At 32.5% G+C, this 16,194-nt stretch carries 15 protein-coding genes and 1 other RNA gene; 9 read left to right on the top strand and 7 right to left on the bottom strand.

Going from position 1 to position 16,194, the window contains the following annotated elements; translation table 11 throughout:
• Positions 1-2,116, bottom strand: a 2,116-nt coding sequence (locus tag HJ01_RS14730) for a vWA domain-containing protein (RefSeq protein WP_157999924.1), incomplete at its 3' end; no start/stop codon positions are given.
• Positions 2,117-2,797: 681 nt separating this feature from the next.
• On the opposite strand from HJ01_RS14730, the gene HJ01_RS14725 reads away from it, so the two are divergent.
• The 3 genes from HJ01_RS14725 (at position 2,798) to HJ01_RS14715 (ending at position 6,320) form a co-directional block, all read left to right on the top strand.
• Complete coding sequence (locus tag HJ01_RS14725) at positions 2,798-3,283, top strand: SixA phosphatase family protein (RefSeq protein WP_007139275.1); 486 nt, start codon at positions 2,798-2,800, stop codon at positions 3,281-3,283.
• 8 nt (positions 3,284-3,291) lie between these two features.
• Positions 3,292-5,361, top strand: coding sequence for a polyphosphate kinase 1 (ppk1, locus tag HJ01_RS14720; RefSeq protein ID WP_007139274.1), 2,070 nt, complete (start codon positions 3,292-3,294; stop codon positions 5,359-5,361).
• Positions 5,362-5,429: 68 nt separating this feature from the next.
• Positions 5,430-6,320, top strand: coding sequence for a Ppx/GppA phosphatase family protein (locus HJ01_RS14715; protein ID WP_007139273.1), 891 nt, complete (start codon positions 5,430-5,432; stop codon positions 6,318-6,320).
• Between the two features lie 34 nt (positions 6,321-6,354).
• Here the strand turns inward: HJ01_RS14715 and HJ01_RS17915 are convergent, their stop codons facing one another.
• The 4 genes from HJ01_RS17915 to HJ01_RS14695 all read right to left on the bottom strand — a co-directional run bounded on the left by HJ01_RS17915 (position 6,355) and on the right by HJ01_RS14695 (position 9,118).
• Complete coding sequence (locus HJ01_RS17915) at positions 6,355-6,903, bottom strand: hypothetical protein (protein ID WP_007139272.1); 549 nt, start codon at positions 6,901-6,903, stop codon at positions 6,355-6,357.
• A 98-nt stretch (positions 6,904-7,001) separates the two neighbouring features.
• Positions 7,002-8,087 carry a DNA polymerase III subunit gamma/tau gene (dnaX, locus tag HJ01_RS14705; protein ID WP_007139271.1) on the bottom strand — a complete coding sequence of 362 codons (1,086 nt, stop codon included), beginning with the start codon at positions 8,085-8,087 and terminating at the stop codon, positions 7,002-7,004.
• 377 nt (positions 8,088-8,464) lie between these two features.
• A complete protein-coding gene (locus HJ01_RS14700) occupies positions 8,465-8,764 on the bottom strand; it encodes a hypothetical protein (RefSeq protein ID WP_007139270.1) in 300 nt (99 codons plus the stop codon).
• A 45-nt stretch (positions 8,765-8,809) separates the two neighbouring features.
• Positions 8,810-9,118, bottom strand: a complete 309-nt coding sequence (locus HJ01_RS14695) for a hypothetical protein (RefSeq protein WP_040474005.1) — start codon at positions 9,116-9,118, stop codon at positions 8,810-8,812.
• Between the two features lie 118 nt (positions 9,119-9,236).
• Here HJ01_RS14695 and rnpB point away from each other — a divergent pair.
• Together rnpB and HJ01_RS14690 are read left to right on the top strand one after the other, a co-directional pair.
• Positions 9,237-9,560: RNase P RNA component class A (gene rnpB / locus HJ01_RS17210), an RNA gene on the top strand.
• A gap of 134 nt (positions 9,561-9,694) precedes the next feature.
• Positions 9,695-10,630 carry a ketopantoate reductase family protein gene (locus tag HJ01_RS14690; RefSeq protein ID WP_007139268.1) on the top strand — a complete coding sequence of 312 codons (936 nt, stop codon included), beginning with the start codon at positions 9,695-9,697 and terminating at the stop codon, positions 10,628-10,630.
• 95 nt (positions 10,631-10,725) lie between these two features.
• Here HJ01_RS14690 and HJ01_RS14685 read toward each other — a convergent pair whose 3' ends face one another.
• Complete coding sequence (locus HJ01_RS14685) at positions 10,726-11,319, bottom strand: RsmD family RNA methyltransferase (RefSeq protein ID WP_007139267.1); 594 nt, start codon at positions 11,317-11,319, stop codon at positions 10,726-10,728.
• The gene (locus tag HJ01_RS14680) at positions 11,316-12,137 is read right to left on the bottom strand and encodes a DUF3822 family protein (RefSeq protein WP_007139266.1); all 822 of its coding nucleotides are present in this window, start codon (positions 12,135-12,137) and stop codon (positions 11,316-11,318) included. Before HJ01_RS14680 ends, HJ01_RS14685 begins: the two co-directional genes overlap by 4 nt.
• Before the next feature lie 153 nt (positions 12,138-12,290).
• Here HJ01_RS14680 and HJ01_RS14675 point away from each other — a divergent pair, with 153 nt between their 5' ends.
• From HJ01_RS14675 to HJ01_RS14660, 4 genes are all read left to right on the top strand, one after another.
• On the top strand, positions 12,291-13,712 hold the full coding sequence (locus HJ01_RS14675; RefSeq protein WP_007139265.1) for an ATP-dependent RecD-like DNA helicase: 1,422 nt from the start codon (positions 12,291-12,293) through the stop codon (positions 13,710-13,712).
• A 12-nt stretch (positions 13,713-13,724) separates the two neighbouring features.
• Complete coding sequence (locus HJ01_RS14670) at positions 13,725-14,114, top strand: VOC family protein (RefSeq protein WP_007139264.1); 390 nt, start codon at positions 13,725-13,727, stop codon at positions 14,112-14,114.
• Positions 14,115-14,140: 26 nt separating this feature from the next.
• Positions 14,141-14,971, top strand: coding sequence for a 4,5-DOPA dioxygenase extradiol (gene ygiD / locus HJ01_RS14665; protein ID WP_007139263.1), 831 nt, complete (start codon positions 14,141-14,143; stop codon positions 14,969-14,971).
• 85 nt (positions 14,972-15,056) lie between these two features.
• On the top strand, positions 15,057-16,148 hold the full coding sequence (locus HJ01_RS14660; protein WP_007139262.1) for an acyltransferase family protein: 1,092 nt from the start codon (positions 15,057-15,059) through the stop codon (positions 16,146-16,148).
• Positions 16,149-16,194: the final 46 nt, after the last annotated feature.

Raw genomic sequence — 16,194 nt, 5'->3', positions numbered from 1 at the left:
CAGGTGACGATACCCAAGAATAAGTATATCCTGTTTCTGAAGCTTCTCCTATTGCACCACCTGATATATTAGTCAGACAATTTTTAGTAAAAGCAGTCCCTGCGTTCGCGGTTGGCTTTGCAAGCAATCCGTCTAATGTGATGTTACTCACGACTGAAATGCAACCTGCTGCATTTTTAGCTGTAACAGTGTGCGCTGAGCTAGCCGCAAGTCCGCTATAAACTAAATTTGTACTATATGGTCCTCCATCGAAACTGTAAGTCTCTCCAGTAATCCCTGTTATTGTAACACTTCCAGTGTCAACAGTGCAAGTTGGTTGTGTTGGTGTAAGCGTTGGTTTTGTACCTAATCTATAACCAAACCAAACTACTACATTTGGTGTTGTTGGCGTTGGTGTAATAGAGATATTTCCGAAAGTACAATATAGTTGATATAATGAACTGTTTGAATTATATAATGCTTCAGGTGAAACCGTATAATTTTGGTTGACATCTAAGGCTGTACTTCCATTATATTCATAGTATTTGCTATTTCCAGGAATTATTTTTACTGCATTTTCTTTTGGCACAACGACTCCATTACTATTTATAGGGTTTCCATTTTCATTAACAGTATAATAAATAATTTCAATGGATCCTTTTCCGCCACTTACTTTTGGGATCGTAAAATCAGTTGGTGTTTCTTGATGTGCATTAATATTACCATTTACATCAGTATAATCCATATAAGTTTTCTCATTGGCATCATATAAAATGGTCGGATTTGTATTAGGAGCCATAGTGACATAATAATACATTGTATCACCTATTTCACTTATAGTACCTATATTCCAAATTATTTTCCATTTAATTAAACTGCTGTTTCCACTTGCAGGATTATCAGGGTCATTTAAAACATAGCCATTATTAACAAATGTTACTGTCCCTTTAGAGACTACGACGTTACCTGTAGTACTTGGGATTACCGAATAAGATGGAACTGCTCCAGCTTGCAGGACAATGTAAGTACTCATTGGATCAGTTAATACAGCATTAGTTGCTGCATAAGCAATATTAGATCTTATTTGTGAATAAATATTTGATATGTTGGCAGTAGTTGCCGCAAAATATCCTTTGTTTTGCGAACCTGACAAGGTGTTTTCAGCATTTCCTCCAGCAGTAACATCAAAACCAATTGTATAAACGTCTACTCCAGCATTTATAAGTAAACTAGCTTCATATTTAGTAGGCATTCCGTGATTACCAGCTTCAAAGTTATTACAGTTCCTAGAGGTTGCTGTATATAAAGCATAATTAAAAGAACTTCCGTTTCCTACAACATTTCCATAATTACTTGAAGTAACTGTCATGCCAGCTTCAAAACTAGATCTAGATATATTCCAGTTACTATTTGAACAAGAAGGAGCGGAAGGAGTAATTAACGTTGTTGTTTGGTAACTATAAGTGGGATCTCCATCAGATAATAATATCACTACTTTTTTATCAGCACTACTGGTGTTGACCAATTGTCTGGCTGCATAAAAACCTCCTTGTATATTTGTACCTCCACTAGCACCTATAGCATCAATTGCTGTATTCAAAGTCGATGTACTATTTGTAAATGTTTGGTCTAATTGAGGACTTCCAGTACTACTGGGAGAATTTAGAGTCACAACAGCAATTCTAATTCCTGTTGAATTGTTTAGTAATTCGCTGACAAAAGTTTTTGCCGCACTTCTGGCGCTAGAAATTTTATTTCCGCTCATACTCCCTGAGTCATCAATAACTAAAACAACATCAGTAGTTTTAGGAATGTTTTTTCCCTGCGTTAAAATATTAATTTTCCATTTACCAGGAGTAGTAGTAGCCTCAGCTGTTTTTTCAATTTGGACAGCACCGGGATTAGGCCATTCCAAACGAGGAGCCACACTAGTTTTTCCAGTAATTGATGTGTTTTTTGCCAGTTTTGCGCTCGGTTTTTGCTGTACACCCGTAATATCAACTGGTACCGTAAAAGGAGCTACACTTCCAATATAAACAGCACCACCAAGATGATCAGGATCTGTTTCGATTTGGGAATAGGTATTACCAACGAACATAAAGAAAGCTAGTAAAAGAAGAGTAATTTTCGTTTTCATATAATCCATTTTATTATGGTTGTGGCTCAATGTTATGTTGAGAACATTAAAATTTAGGTAAACCTAATTTTATACGAATCTAATTACATTTGATTTGTTTAATAAATTTTCTCTTTGAATAACCTAAAAACTCGTTAAAAAGCATTTTTTTTACGATTTTTCAGCTAAAAAGAATAATAAATTGCGTTCTGAATCTTACATCTAAATAAAGATTTTGTTAAAGTATATTGCTTATTGTAGAGTAAATATAGTAATTATGTTAAAAATTAGACGAAATAGCTATTTCCAATAAGGGTTTAAAGTCTTGTTTTTCAGTACCTTATTTTTTTTCAAATATCTGCAATGTATTGTTAAAATTACGGATTGGTGCCGTATATGAACCTTAACATTAGTAAAAAGTAGAATAGATTTAATTTACTTGATAGAAAAACTAATTCTTTAATGATCTTAATTAAAGGAATAATCGGACTAAAATATTTTAAAAAAAATTGCTGGTTTATTTTAACAAAAATAAAATATAAAAAATAGAAACACAATAAAGGATAATTTATACTTTTTACCCTACATAATATTTGTCTGTTTGGATAAATTTCAATAAAAACAAATACAGAATAATAATATATTATTGTATCTTTCTAAACCAAAGTAATCTTCTTGAAATTAATATGAAAAATTCCAAATATGAAAAATCTAATATTAATAAGACATGCAAAATCTAGTTGGGATGCACCTTTGCAAGATATTGATAGACCATTAGACCAAAGAGGAATGAAAGATGCTCATTTAGTATCATTAAATATTCACGATTTTATTCCTAAGACATATATCATTTGGAGTAGCGTAGCTAAGAGGGCTTCAGACACTGCTCGAATTTTTGCTCAAAACATATTATACCCCTTAGAATGTATCGTTTATAAAAGTGAACTTTATACTTTTGACGAAAAGAACCTAGAAGATATCGTTAAATCGTGTGACAATTCTATTGACAATTTGATTATTTTTGGGCATAATGCAGCAATGACGAATTTTGTTAATAAATTTGGAAATGTTGTAATTATTAATGTCCCTACCTGTGGATTTGTATCTTTACAGTTCGATACTCAATACTGGGAAAAAATAGAAAAAGGCAAAACAAAAAAAATAATAGTTCCAAAAGATTTAAAATAATAAATATAGTGCCAGAAATAAAATATATAGATAGAGAAAAAAGTTGGTTAGCATTTAATGCCAGAGTACTTCAAGAAGCAGCAGACGATTCGGTACCACTTTTAGATAGATTGAGATTTTTAGGGATTTTTTCCAATAATTTAGATGAGTTTTTTAGAGTTCGATTTGCAGCAATACGGAGATTAAGTCTGTCTGGAAAATCAGGAGAAAAAATTCTTGGTGGTATTTCAGCTCAGCAATTAGTTAAGGACATTACAGAGATAGTTATTAGGCATCAAACCGAAAGTTTATTGATCCTAAAGGGGATTGAAAATGAACTTCAAACAAAAAATATTTTCATTATCAATGAAGATGAAATTTCTGAAGAGCAGGAAATATTTTTAAAAGATTTCTTTATTCAACAGCTAAGTCCAGAATTGGTTACGATAATATTAAATGACTTATCAGAGTTTCCATTACTGAGGGATAATATTGGTTATTTGGCCATAAAATTAGTGATGAAAAAGGATTCGGAGGTTCGTTATGCAATTATCGAAATTCCAAAAACGATGAATCGATTTGTTGTTTTACCATCATATCTAAATAAACAATACGTTATTCTCATCGATGATGTAATTCGACATAATTTAAAAAGTGTATTTAATATTTTTGACTACGAAAGTATTTCGGCGCATATGATAAAAATTAGCCGTGACGCGCAGCTAGATATTGATAGTGATTTAAGTAAAAGTATGCTCGAAAAAATATCTACCAGTGTAAAGGATAGATTGATAGGTGAGCCAGTTCGTTTTATTTACGATCAAATGATTGAAAAAGATACACTGGAGTTCTTCTTAGAGAAGATGAAAATTGTTTCTACAGATAGTATTATACCAGGCGGTAGATATCACAACAGGAGAGATTACATGAATTTTCCGAATTTAGGTAGACACGATCTTTTATATAAAACTAATGATCCATTGCCTATTCCGGGATTAAGCCTAGAGGGGAGTATACTAGAAAAAATCAGCAAAAAAGATTACTTATTAAATGCGCCTTATCAATCTTTTTCTTATCTGACTAAGTTTCTGCGTGAAGCTGCTCTTGATCCCAAAGTAACTACGATCAAAATTACACTTTATAGATTGGCCAAAAATTCTCAAATTATTAGTTCACTTATTAATGCCGCAAAAAACGGAAAAAAAGTGACAGTTCAAATAGAATTACAAGCCCGTTTTGACGAAGCTTCAAATATTTCCTATGCTGAACAGATGCAAACAGAAGGAATTGAACTAATATTCGGAATAAAAGGATTAAAAGTACATAGTAAAATATGTGTCATCGAAAGGATTGAAAGTGCTAAAGTAAAACGCTATGGTTTTATCTCGACAGGAAATTTTAATGAGGCAACCGCAAAAATATATACAGATGTAACTCTCTTTACAAGTCATCAGCAAATCTTAAAAGACATTTCTAAAATATTTGATTTTTTTGATATAAATTACAGAATTCATCGGTATAAACATCTTATTGTATCGCCGCATTATACTCGTATGAGATTCTATAAATTAATAGATCGAGAAATTCTACATGCACGTGCTGGAAGAAAAACACATATTAAATTAAAAATGAATAGTCTATCTGATTTTGCTATGATAGATAAATTATATGAAGCCAGTAATGCAGGAGTGAAAATACAATTAGAGGTTAGAGGTATTTGTTCTTTGATACCCGGTATCAGGGGTATGAGTGCTAATATTGAAGCGATAAGTATCGTTGATAATTATTTGGAGCACGCTAGGATTTATATTTTTGGTAACGCTGGTCAAACGGAAGTTTTTATTTCCTCAGCTGATTTTATGACTAGGAATCTAGATGGCAGGGTAGAGGTGACTTGCCCTATTTATGATCACGATATAAAAAACGAATTAATAGATAATTTTGATTTAGGATGGAAGGGTAATGTAAAAGCACGTTACCACTCTTATAAATTGGACAATAGATATAGAGAGCGAACTGGAGAACCTATTTTTAGGGCACAAATAGAAACCTATAAATACTATCAAAACAAAGTTGATTTATTAGACGAAAAATTTTAAAAATTTCAATCATAATTTTTTTTTTTAATATTGTAACCAATACCCTAAATATAAAATCATAATAAATAATGATTAAAATAAAGAAATATGCAGCTATAGATATTGGATCAAATGCGATGCGTTTATTGATAGTGAATATTGTTGAGCAAGACGGAAAAGAACCTCAATTTAACAAAAGTTCCTTGGTACGTGTTCCTATCCGTTTAGGGCAGGATGCATTTACCGTGGGGGAAATATCAGAAGAAAACATTGATAGGATGTGTGATGCAATGACAGCATTCAATCTTTTGATGAAAGTGCACAAAGTTCAGAGTTATAGAGCTTTCGCAACATCGGCTATGAGAGAAGCGTATAATGGTAAGGAAGTAGTAGATATAATTAAGGATAAAGCTGACATTGAAATAGAAATTATTGACGGTAAAAAAGAAGCGGCTATAATTGCATCTACTGATTTGCTTCATTTATTAAATACCGATGAAACATATCTCTTTGTTGATGTAGGTGGAGGAAGTACTGAGTTTACCTTATTTTCGAACGGAAAAATAGTGACTTCAAAATCCTTTAAAGCTGGAACTGTTCGTTTATTAAATGAGATGGTTGTTGATGCTGTTTGGGATGAAATAGAAAAATGGATTAAGACAAATACGGAGGGTTTTGAAGAGATAACACTAATAGGTTCAGGTGGAAACATCAATAAACTTTTTAAAATGTCAGGAAAAGCACAGGAAAAACCGCTGTCATTTATCTATGTGAATTCTCAGTACGCATTCCTTAATACATTGACCTATGAACAAAGAATATCAGAGCTAGGACTTAATCCAGATCGTGCCGATGTAATTATACCAGCTGTGCGTATCTATCTTAATGCTATGAAATGGAGTGGCGCCAGACAAATTTATGTTCCTAAAATAGGACTTTCAGATGGTATTGTTAAAGCGATGTACTACGGGAAAATATAAAACAATCAAATATATTGTAAAGTAATTTTAAATTTTACACATTTAAATCCAATCCAAATGTTGTCCTCAACAGGTCGATATTTGGATTTATCTCATGAAGTCTATTGTAACGATCTTGGTCGTTAAAATTCTTTTTACTTTGAATACTTTCGTTAACAATTACTTCTATCGTAATGTCATGATTATGTAAATGTCCTTTCAAATGACCCAATAGTCCATTCAATTCTTTTTCAAAATCTAATTTTGAACCTTGATTTGGTAATTCAAGTGTAATGGCAACACCATTTAAAACGGGATCATTAATTAGTAATAATGATTCCATTATCCTAAAACCTTTTTCCCCCAGTCGCTTTGCGTATTTTGTCCAATGTAATAACATTTCAGTTTCAGAAAAGCTTTGAGTTGGCAATTGAAGCTCCTCTTTGACATAAGATTTATTGCTTTCTTCTAGTGCTTTTTTGGCACGAATACTTGCTAGTGAAAAGGCAGAAACTTTAGGTCCGTCTGAAATTGAAGTATCTGCTTTGATCTGCTCGTTGGAAACTGGTTTTGACTCAGGTTCTTTGTTAGCAGAAACTTGCACTGTGTTTATAGCAGGAATTACTGCAACAGGTATTGATTCAGTAGCCTTTGTTGTATCGGCTATTGAATAATCATTTTTTCTGAAATAAGTTGGAGGAATTATGTATGAATCAACTTTTTTTTTTCTCCATCAAAAGTGATAGAGGCTAGTTGCATCAAACAAAGTTCAACGAGTAATCGTTGATTTTGACTGAGTTTGAATTTTAGGTCGCAATCATTTGCAATAGCGATTCCCTTTAACAAAAAATCTTGACTGCATTTTTGAGCTTGCAATCCATACATTTTTTGAGCTTGTTCTCCAACTTCTAACAAGGATAAAGTGGAAGGTGTTTTACTTACTAATAAATCTCTAAAATGAGAGGCTAAGCCTGATACAAAATGATGGCTGTCAAATCCTTTAGCAAGTATTTCGTTGAAAGTAACCAATAATTCAGGAATTTTATTTTCAAGAATTAAATCGGTAACGGTGATATAGGTTTCGTAGTCAAGAACATTTAAGTTTTCAGTAACTGCTTGGCGTGTTAAATTAGTACCACAATAGGAAACCACTCTGTCAAAAATGGACAATGCGTCACGCATAGCACCATCTGCTTTTTGAGCAATAATATGTAAAGCATCATCTTCATAAGCGATACCTTGATTGGTAGCTACTTCTGCAAGATGCTCTTTGGCGTCCTTTACTGTGATTCTTTTAAAATCAAATATTTGACAACGAGATAATATCGTTGGAATGATTTTATGTTTTTCGGTCGTTGCCAAAATAAAAATGGCATGTTTTGGCGGCTCTTCTAATGTTTTCAAGAAAGCATTAAATGCTGCTGAAGATAACATGTGCACCTCATCAATAATATAAACTTTATATTTTCCGGTTTGCGGGGGAATACGAACTTGATCGATCAAACTTCGAATATCATCGACAGAATTGTTTGATGCTGCATCGAGTTCGAAAACATTAAAAGCAAAATCTTCAGTAGGATCGTCGTAGCCCGGCTGATTAATTTTTCGAGCTAGAATACGAGCACATGTCGTTTTTCCTACTCCTCTAGGTCCTGTAAATAATAGGGCAGAGGCAAGATGATTGCTGTCTATGGCATTCAATAAAGTATTGGTAATGGCTTTTTGTCCCACTACATCATTAAATGTTTGAGGACGATATTTCCGCGCCGATACTACAAATTGTTCCATAGAATTTTTATTCGATAGCAAATATAGGAAAAGCGGTTATATTATGAAAAGGATAATTTGTTTAATTCTAAAATTAACATCGTTGTTGAAGACATATCTAAGTATTACCGAGGACTAGATTCTTTTGGTTTAAAAAATTCACGCCGATTAAATATTTATTGCCTATTGGAAAACAACGATGGTATCTACAACGCTATTTTCATATAATTCTTAATTAGCCAAAGCGCTTTCCTTTCTAGTTCGTCTAATAATTATTCAGTAAGAAAGATAAGACTCAGATTTTAACTTAGTTCAAAATAGATCCTTTAGGGAAATAAAAATACGGCGAGAAATCGTATCAAATTTAACTATTGTATTTTTTAGCTAATGACTATTCTTTACTTTATATTGTCTTTAATACTTATTTGTATTAATGTTTGCGCAGCTTCAGAAACTGAATTTGCTGAAAATCCAGTAACAAATACCCCTTTTTTTCCAGATTTTGATTTAATACCAAAGACCATAGCCTCGTCATCTGGGTTAGAATCTCCCTCATAACGGTAAACATGAACTATTTCATACTTATCAGGGTTCTTTGAAATATCCTCTTCATGAAGGTTGAAATCAAAGTTAAAACCTTTTTCACTCAAATCATCTAGAGCTTTAGAAACGGAATCATAATGATATATGCTTTTCATATTTTTTTATATTTAAAGGGTGTAAATTTTATGGTTGTTGATAGTTTAGATTTTACATTGTTCACTACCTTCAATGCATATTTTGTTTAAAACTCGAGCAGCCTCGCTATTTGTATTAGCTGAAAAACCAGAAACAAAAACTCCTTTTTTACCTGAGGTCGACTTTATACCATAAACGACGGCTGAATCTCCAGGGTCAGAATTGCCTTCATAACGATAGACATGTTTCACTTCATGTACACTAGGATCATTTACAATTTCGTTTTCGTGAATATTAAAATCATAGGCGAAGCCCATTTCTTTTAAATTATCCAGGGCTTCAGAAACAGTCGAGTAATGATATATAGGTCTCATGATTACGAAGTTTTAATTATTACTTAAAGATAACCATTTTAAATCTAAGTATTTATAAAAGACATGTTAAAGTAAATTATGAAAACTTGACTTCGTTGATATATTGTCGTAAATTCGCGGCACAGACCGCCTTATCGCCGTTTTGAGTGATCAAGAAGGAGGAAAGTCCGGACACCATAGAGAAGCATAGCGGGTAACACCCGTCGGTTTTGTCTGAAAGGATGAGATTAGGACAAGTGCAACAGAAAGTATGTACAGGTAATGCTGTAGTGAAACCAGGTAAACTCTATGCGGTGAAATATCAAGTATATCAGCATTTAAGGGCGTCTCGTCCGTTGTTGAAGGGTAGATAGTTTGAGCTTATGAGTAATTGTAAGCCTAGATAAATGATAAGGGTTCGCCTCGGCGAATACAGAATCCGGCTTATAGGTCTGTTTTTTTTATTTTTTATAAAAATGCAATAAAATAAGGATTTTAAAATCTAAAAGAGAACCATTAAGAAATTATGTTTCATTAAGTTTAAGACTTAATTTTCTGATTCTCTTAATGGTTTACTTTTATGTTAAACGGAAAGTTATGCAAACAAGAATAGGGATTTTAGGATTAGGTGGCGTAGGTGGTTATTTTGGCGGACTTTTAGCCAAAGCGTATGCCGAATCGGATGAAATTGAAATAATCTTTATAGCTCGTGGAGAAACTCAAAAAGTGGTATCAGAATCTGGTTTAAAAATCAGTACTGATGAAACTGAAATGATTGTATTTCCAAGTATTGTTTCTAATGACCCTAAAGTTATAGGCAAACTAGATTATCTTATCTGCGCAACAAAAACGTATGATATTGAAGAGAGTCTTCTTTCTATAAATAAATGCATAAACAAAAACACGATTTTTCTTCCTTTATATAATGGTGTTGATGCTCCGGATCGAATTAGCGATTTATTTCCTGATAATCAGGTTTTACAGGGATGTGTCTATATTGTTTCAATGATTAATACTCCAGGAGTTATAAAGAAAGTGGGACCATATGAAAAACTGTTTTTCGGATCCAGAACTGCCTCTATTTATAAATTGAATGCACTACAATCAATCTTCCAAAAAGCGGCTATCGACAGTAAGCTTGTGGATGCAATCGAAGAAACGGTTTGGGAAAAATTCATATTTATTTCGGCGTTAGCATCAGCTACTTCCTATTTGAATCAGAATATAGGTGAGATTCTGGAAAGCGCATCTAGCCGAAAATTTTATGCTGATTTACTTAACGAAATTACCATGATTGCAGCAATAAAGGGATTAGAATTGCCCAATGATATTATTATGCAAACCATTCTAAAATTAGAAAAAATGCCTCATGCAGCCACTTCATCAATGCATCGTGATGTGTTGGCGGGAAGGAAATTTGAGCTTGGTTCATTGACAGAGTTTGTGGTCAATGAAGGAGTAAAATATGAAATGGAAACACCAACTTATAAGCTGGTATTAGATAAATTGGCTAAAATAAATATAGCTATTTAAGTTCTCAGTTAAAATTCTAAAACCAATAATTTTAGATTTAGATACACATAAAAGCCCTTGCAGACGCAAGGGCTTTTATGTATTATTGAGTTTGACTATTCATCTTCGCTGTTGCTTTCCATTAAGTCTTCATCTAATTCTTCTTCGCCTTTAGCTAATTCGAAGAAACTAAATATAGAACCACCATAGCTTTTCTTGAATGAAAAATGAATCATATGATCGAGTTTGGTATATTTAGAATGTTCAATAACCATCATGCCATCCTCATTAAGTGTGTTTTTTTCGAAAACTAGTAATACGATTTTTTCAAATGTAGTTTGGTCTAAAGCATAAGGAGGATCTGCAAAAATAATATCAAAAGTGGCATTGTTTCTTTCTAAAAATTTGAAAACATCACTTTTAGTAGCGGCAATATTAAAATCATATTCGGCAGCGACTTGCTTGATAAACTTTACGCAACCAAAATCGCCATCTACAGAGGTGATTGGAGAACTTCCTCTTGAGGCAAATTCGTAGCTTATGTTCCCGGTACCAGCGAATAAATCCAATACTTTTAGTCCTTCAAAACTAAAATGGTTGTTCAATACATTAAATAATGCCTCTTTAGACATATCGGTAGTAGGACGAACGGGCAGTCCCTTTGGCGGAGAGATTCGTCTCCCTTTAAATTTTCCTGAAATTATTCTCATGAGTTGAAAAGTATAAAATGTTTTCTGTTTTCGGTCTCAGAAAAATAATTGTTCCATCGTAAGGCTTCAACGTCTATCAGTGAAACGTTACGGATGTATTTGTATGCTATTTTGTAAAATTCATTTTCAGAACTGATATCTCCTATTAATTCCAGATAAAATTTCTCTGGATTCAAATTCAGTTGCTCTGCGGTAAATAGGACGTAATAAATGAAATCTTCAGGTGTCTCATAATCGAAAGAGTTGAATAGTAACAATTTTTGATTTTGGATGACTATGATTTCAAAATGACCTTGGTGAAAATGAACAGTCATTTTTTTTTCGTCATTATTTTTGGATGCATCCAAAATGGTTGACAAAAGAACACTGTTTGCATGCTTATAATCAAAAGTGCCAAACTGGTCAATAAAAAAATTATTCATGTTGACATAAGGAATGTAAACCGAATTGATCTGGTAATTACTGATTTCATCAAAGGCAAAAAAATCCGTTTCAAAAACTTTAGTATTGTACTGTAAATAGCTTCCCATGAAATTTTCGTCAAAGAGAGGAGCAGGGACAAATGTGGATAGATTGTTATTGTGCAAAACAAGCACATCGTCATATTCCTCAGTTAATTCCGGATAATCTCTGAAAGCATTCAAAAATAAATCCTCGATTTTTATCGCTTTATGAAAGCTATCAAACTGCACTTCATTAAAGGAAGTAATCGTATTGTTGAGTGTGTCAAAACAACAAAAAGAAAGTCCGGTCAAGGAAACTTGAATGGACAGTTTTTTATATTTCTTTTCGGTAATATTTGTATTTTGTGTAGACATATTCAGATTTGTAATCCATTCTTTCTATACAATCAAGAAAGGATTTAATGCGATGACAAACTTACAATTTTTTTTTATTCTAATGCTATTTAATGTGCTTCCCTCAATTTTGATTCCTATATTTGAAGTTCATTTTACAGTAACCATTCCACAATGAATTCCTCCCTGTTTTATAGCCTTTTACGCAAAAGTTTTCCTTTTAGTCCCACATACAATCAGGATATTTTTTTTCAGAAAATAGCTATTTTTTTGACAGAACCAGATAACGACACCATTTTTGTGCTTAAAGGATACGCGGGAACTGGAAAAACAACGGTTATCTCGACAATTGTAAACAACCTTTTAAGTATCAATAAAAAATATGTTTTGCTTGCGCCAACAGGTCGCGCCGCTAAAGTAATTGCTAATTATTCAGAGAAACCTGCTTTTACGATTCATAAAAAAATCTATTTCCCTAAGAAATCCTCGAGTGGAGGCGTATCTTTCACCTTGCAACAAAACAAACATAAGAACACTATATTTATTGTCGATGAAGCCTCGATGATTTCGGATACCAATTCTGATTCTAAGCTTTATGAAAGTAGTTCATTACTAGACGATTTGATTTCGTATGTTTATTCAGGAACTAATTGCAAAATGATTCTCTTGGGAGATACCGCCCAGTTGCCTCCGGTTAATTTAGACATCAGCCCGGCATTGGATATCCAAACTTTAGGTTTGAATTACAATAAAGAAGTAGAACATATAGAACTCGACGAAGTTATGCGTCAGGAAGAAGATTCGGGAATTTTGTACAATGCCACCGAACTCAGGGAATTACTGAAGGATTCCTTCATTACCGATTATCAGTTTGACGTCAAGAAATTCAAAGATATTGTCCGTCTAGTTGATGGATACGATATACAAGATGCGATAAATTCTGCCTACAGTAATTATAGTATAGAAGATACAGCTTTTATCGTGCGTTCTAATAAAAGGGCAAATCAATACAATGAACAAATAAGAACTAAAATCCTCGATAAGGAAAGTGAACTCTCAACAGGTGATTTCTTGATGGTAGTAAAGAATAATTATTTTTGGCTTAAAGATTCTGATGAAGCAGGTTTTATTGCTAATGGAGATATTATCGAAATTCTAGAAATTTTTAATATCAAGGAATTGTATGGTTTTAAGTTTGCCAAAGTAAAAATACGAATGGTCGATTATCCAAAACAGATTCCGTTTGAAACCGTCTTATTATTGGATACTATAAAAAGCGAATCTCCGTCCTTAACCTATGATGAATCCAACCGCTTGTATCAGGAAGTCTTGAAAGATTATGAAGGCGAAACCAAATACAAGCAATTCCAAAAGGTGAAAGCCAATGAATACTTTAATGGTTTGCAAGTAAAATTCTCGTATGCTATTACCTGTCACAAATCCCAAGGTGGACAATGGAACACCGTTTTTATAGAGCAACCGTATTTACCAAACGGCATTGATCGGGATTACATCCGTTGGCTATATACCGCGATGACCCGAGCTAAAAACAAATTATATTTGATTGGTTTTAAGGATGATAATTTCGTGGAATAAATTTAATAAATAATGAAACAAAAAATAGCTCATATTGCTTTGGTTGTTGCTGATTATGATGAAGCAATTACTTTATATACTCAAAAATTACAATTTGATTTAATTGAAGATACAGTTTTAAATGATGCAAAGCGATGGGTTTTGGTTGGTCCAAAAGGTGCAATTGAGTTCAGTTTGCTTCTGGCAAAAGCGGTAAATAAAGAACAGTCAGAAAAAGTTGGAAATCAAACAGGTGGGCGCGTTTTTCTATTTTTAAATACTGATAATTTTGAAAGAGATTATCAAAATTTACTGGATAATAAAGTTAAAATTATTAGAGAACCAATTCTGGAAGAGTATGGTAAAGTAGCAGTATTTGCAGATATTTATGGCAATCTTTGGGATTTGATAGAACGCAGATAATTAAGAGTAAATGAACTTTATGCAATATGAACACATTAAACGACTTACATAAAATATCAGGTTCATTTTCGAATACTGAAAAAATGCCGGTTCTGTTTCTAGGACACGGCAGTCCGATGAATGCAATTGACGAAAATGAGTTTGTGGCCGGATTTCAAAATCTAGCCAAAACTTTACCGCAACCCAATGCTATATTGTGTATTTCAGCACATTGGTTTACAAAGGGTACTAAGGTTACTGCAATGGAAATGCCCAGAACGATTCATGATTTTGGTGGGTTTCCCCAAGAGTTGTTTAATGTAGAATATTCAGCGAAAGGAAGTCCTGAATTGGCATTAGAAACAACAAAATTATTACTTCCATTGGAAGTGGAACTCGATGAACATTGGGGATTAGATCATGGAGCTTGGAGTGTGATTAAGCATTTATATCCTGGTGCAAATGTCCCTGTAATTCAATTAAGTATCGATTATACAAAACCGGGACAATTTCATTTTGAATTAGCAAAAAAACTAAGTGCATTACGTACTAAGGGAGTCTTAATTATAGGAAGCGGAAACATTGTTCATAATTTAAGATTGGTCGATTTTCAGAATTTTGACAGAGACAATTATGGTTATGATTGGGCAATTGAAGCGAAAGAAACAATAAATGATTATTTGCTTGATGGAAATTTTCACCCGCTTGTTAATTTTGAAAAACAAAGCAAAGCGTTTCAACTAGCGATTCCTACACCGGAGCATTATTTACCTTTGATTTATACATTAGGATTAAAAGAAAAAAATGAAGAACTAAAATTGTTTAATGACAAATTATTGGGAGGTTCGTTGAGTATGACTTCGGTCAAGATTATGTAGTATTGATATAATTTATCAGAATCATTAAATAAAATATATCTTATATTTGGGCTGTGAAAAATGAAACTAATTTTGGTATAAAGAAATGATTAAGCCTCTTACATCGCTGCGATTCTTTTTTGCATTTATTATATTTACCCATCACCTAACTTTCTTAGGTAAAAGTAAGGCATCTTATTTGAGATGGATTCATGAATTTATCCTAAAAGAGGGATTTATTGGTGTGAGTTTTTTCTTTATTTTAAGTGGGTTTATATTAGCTTATAATTATCGTGATTCCATCTTAAATAAAAGCATTTTAAAATCTGATTTTTACATTGCAAGAATCGCAAGAATCTACCCCGTTCATTTATTATGCTTACTTATTGCCGTTCCCATAACACTTAAAGATGTTTCCTTTAATTTATCAACTTGGCTGGCTCAGCTATTCTTTAATGTAACGTTAACCCAAAGTTTTATACCGGTAAAGTATATCTATTTTTCATTTAATTCTCCCTCCTGGAGTATCTCAAATGAGCTATTCTTTTATTTATTATTCCCTTTTTTAATAATTTTAGGTTCTAAAGTTAAAGACAATAAATACAAGAAAGGGTTATTAACAATGTCGATATTGCTAATTCCTTTACTCATGCTAATTATTCCTGCACCATATTATAAGAATCTCTTTTATGTAAATCCATTTTTTAGAGTTTTTGACTTTATTATAGGTCTCATTTTGTTTGAAATCTACTTAAGAATTAAGAAACAACAAAGTACAACCAATAATGATCTACTTGAAGTTGGTTCTATTTTATTATTACTGATTTTCTTTATTTTCCATGAATGGGTGCCATTAGTGATGCGTTATTCAGTTTATTACTGGATTCCAATGTGCTTATTGATATTGATTTTCTCTTTTCAAAATGGAATAATTTCAAGGTTTTTATCGAATAAGTCACTTATGTTTCTTGGAGAAATTAGCTTTGGGTTTTATATGTTTCATCAGCTCGTATTAAAGTACTTTATAGATTTCAATCAACATTATTTTCATATTAAAAACGAATATTATATTATAGCTATCATATTAGCACTTTCTTTGATTGTAAGTTATATTAGTTTTATTTGGTTTGAAAAACCTCTAAATAAATATTTCAAAACGATTTTAAAGCAAAAAATGGGCAGTAAGAAAATAGCATAAATTTAATAATAGCACATCATAATAAATAGTTACCTTATACATTTAT

The organism is Flavobacterium frigoris PS1, from assembly GCF_000252125.1.
GTDB lineage: Bacteria > Bacteroidota > Bacteroidia > Flavobacteriales > Flavobacteriaceae > Flavobacterium > Flavobacterium frigoris_A.
The sequence above is the reverse complement of the archived record's forward strand: the minus strand, read 5'-3'. Positions and strand labels throughout refer to the sequence as shown.

Excerpts from the sequence above, each read along its gene's own strand:
- HJ01_RS14725 (WP_007139275.1), top strand. The coding sequence starts at position 2,798 with ATGAAAAATCTAATATTAATAAGACATGCAAAATCTAGTTGGGATGCA.
- HJ01_RS14715 (WP_007139273.1), top strand. The coding sequence starts at position 5,430 with ATGATTAAAATAAAGAAATATGCAGCTATAGATATTGGATCAAATGCG.
- dnaX (WP_007139271.1), bottom strand. The coding sequence starts at position 8,087 with ATGGAACAATTTGTAGTATCGGCGCGGAAATATCGTCCTCAAACATTT.
- HJ01_RS14700 (WP_007139270.1), bottom strand. The coding sequence starts at position 8,764 with ATGAAAAGCATATATCATTATGATTCCGTTTCTAAAGCTCTAGATGAT.
- HJ01_RS14695 (WP_040474005.1), bottom strand. The coding sequence starts at position 9,118 with ATGAGACCTATATATCATTACTCGACTGTTTCTGAAGCCCTGGATAAT.
- HJ01_RS14690 (WP_007139268.1), top strand. The coding sequence starts at position 9,695 with ATGCAAACAAGAATAGGGATTTTAGGATTAGGTGGCGTAGGTGGTTAT.
- HJ01_RS14685 (WP_007139267.1), bottom strand. The coding sequence starts at position 11,319 with ATGAGAATAATTTCAGGAAAATTTAAAGGGAGACGAATCTCTCCGCCA.
- HJ01_RS14680 (WP_007139266.1), bottom strand. The coding sequence starts at position 12,137 with ATGTCTACACAAAATACAAATATTACCGAAAAGAAATATAAAAAACTG.
- HJ01_RS14675 (WP_007139265.1), top strand. The coding sequence starts at position 12,291 with ATGAATTCCTCCCTGTTTTATAGCCTTTTACGCAAAAGTTTTCCTTTT.
- HJ01_RS14670 (WP_007139264.1), top strand. The coding sequence starts at position 13,725 with ATGAAACAAAAAATAGCTCATATTGCTTTGGTTGTTGCTGATTATGAT.
- ygiD (WP_007139263.1), top strand. The coding sequence starts at position 14,141 with ATGAACACATTAAACGACTTACATAAAATATCAGGTTCATTTTCGAAT.
- HJ01_RS14660 (WP_007139262.1), top strand. The coding sequence starts at position 15,057 with ATGATTAAGCCTCTTACATCGCTGCGATTCTTTTTTGCATTTATTATA.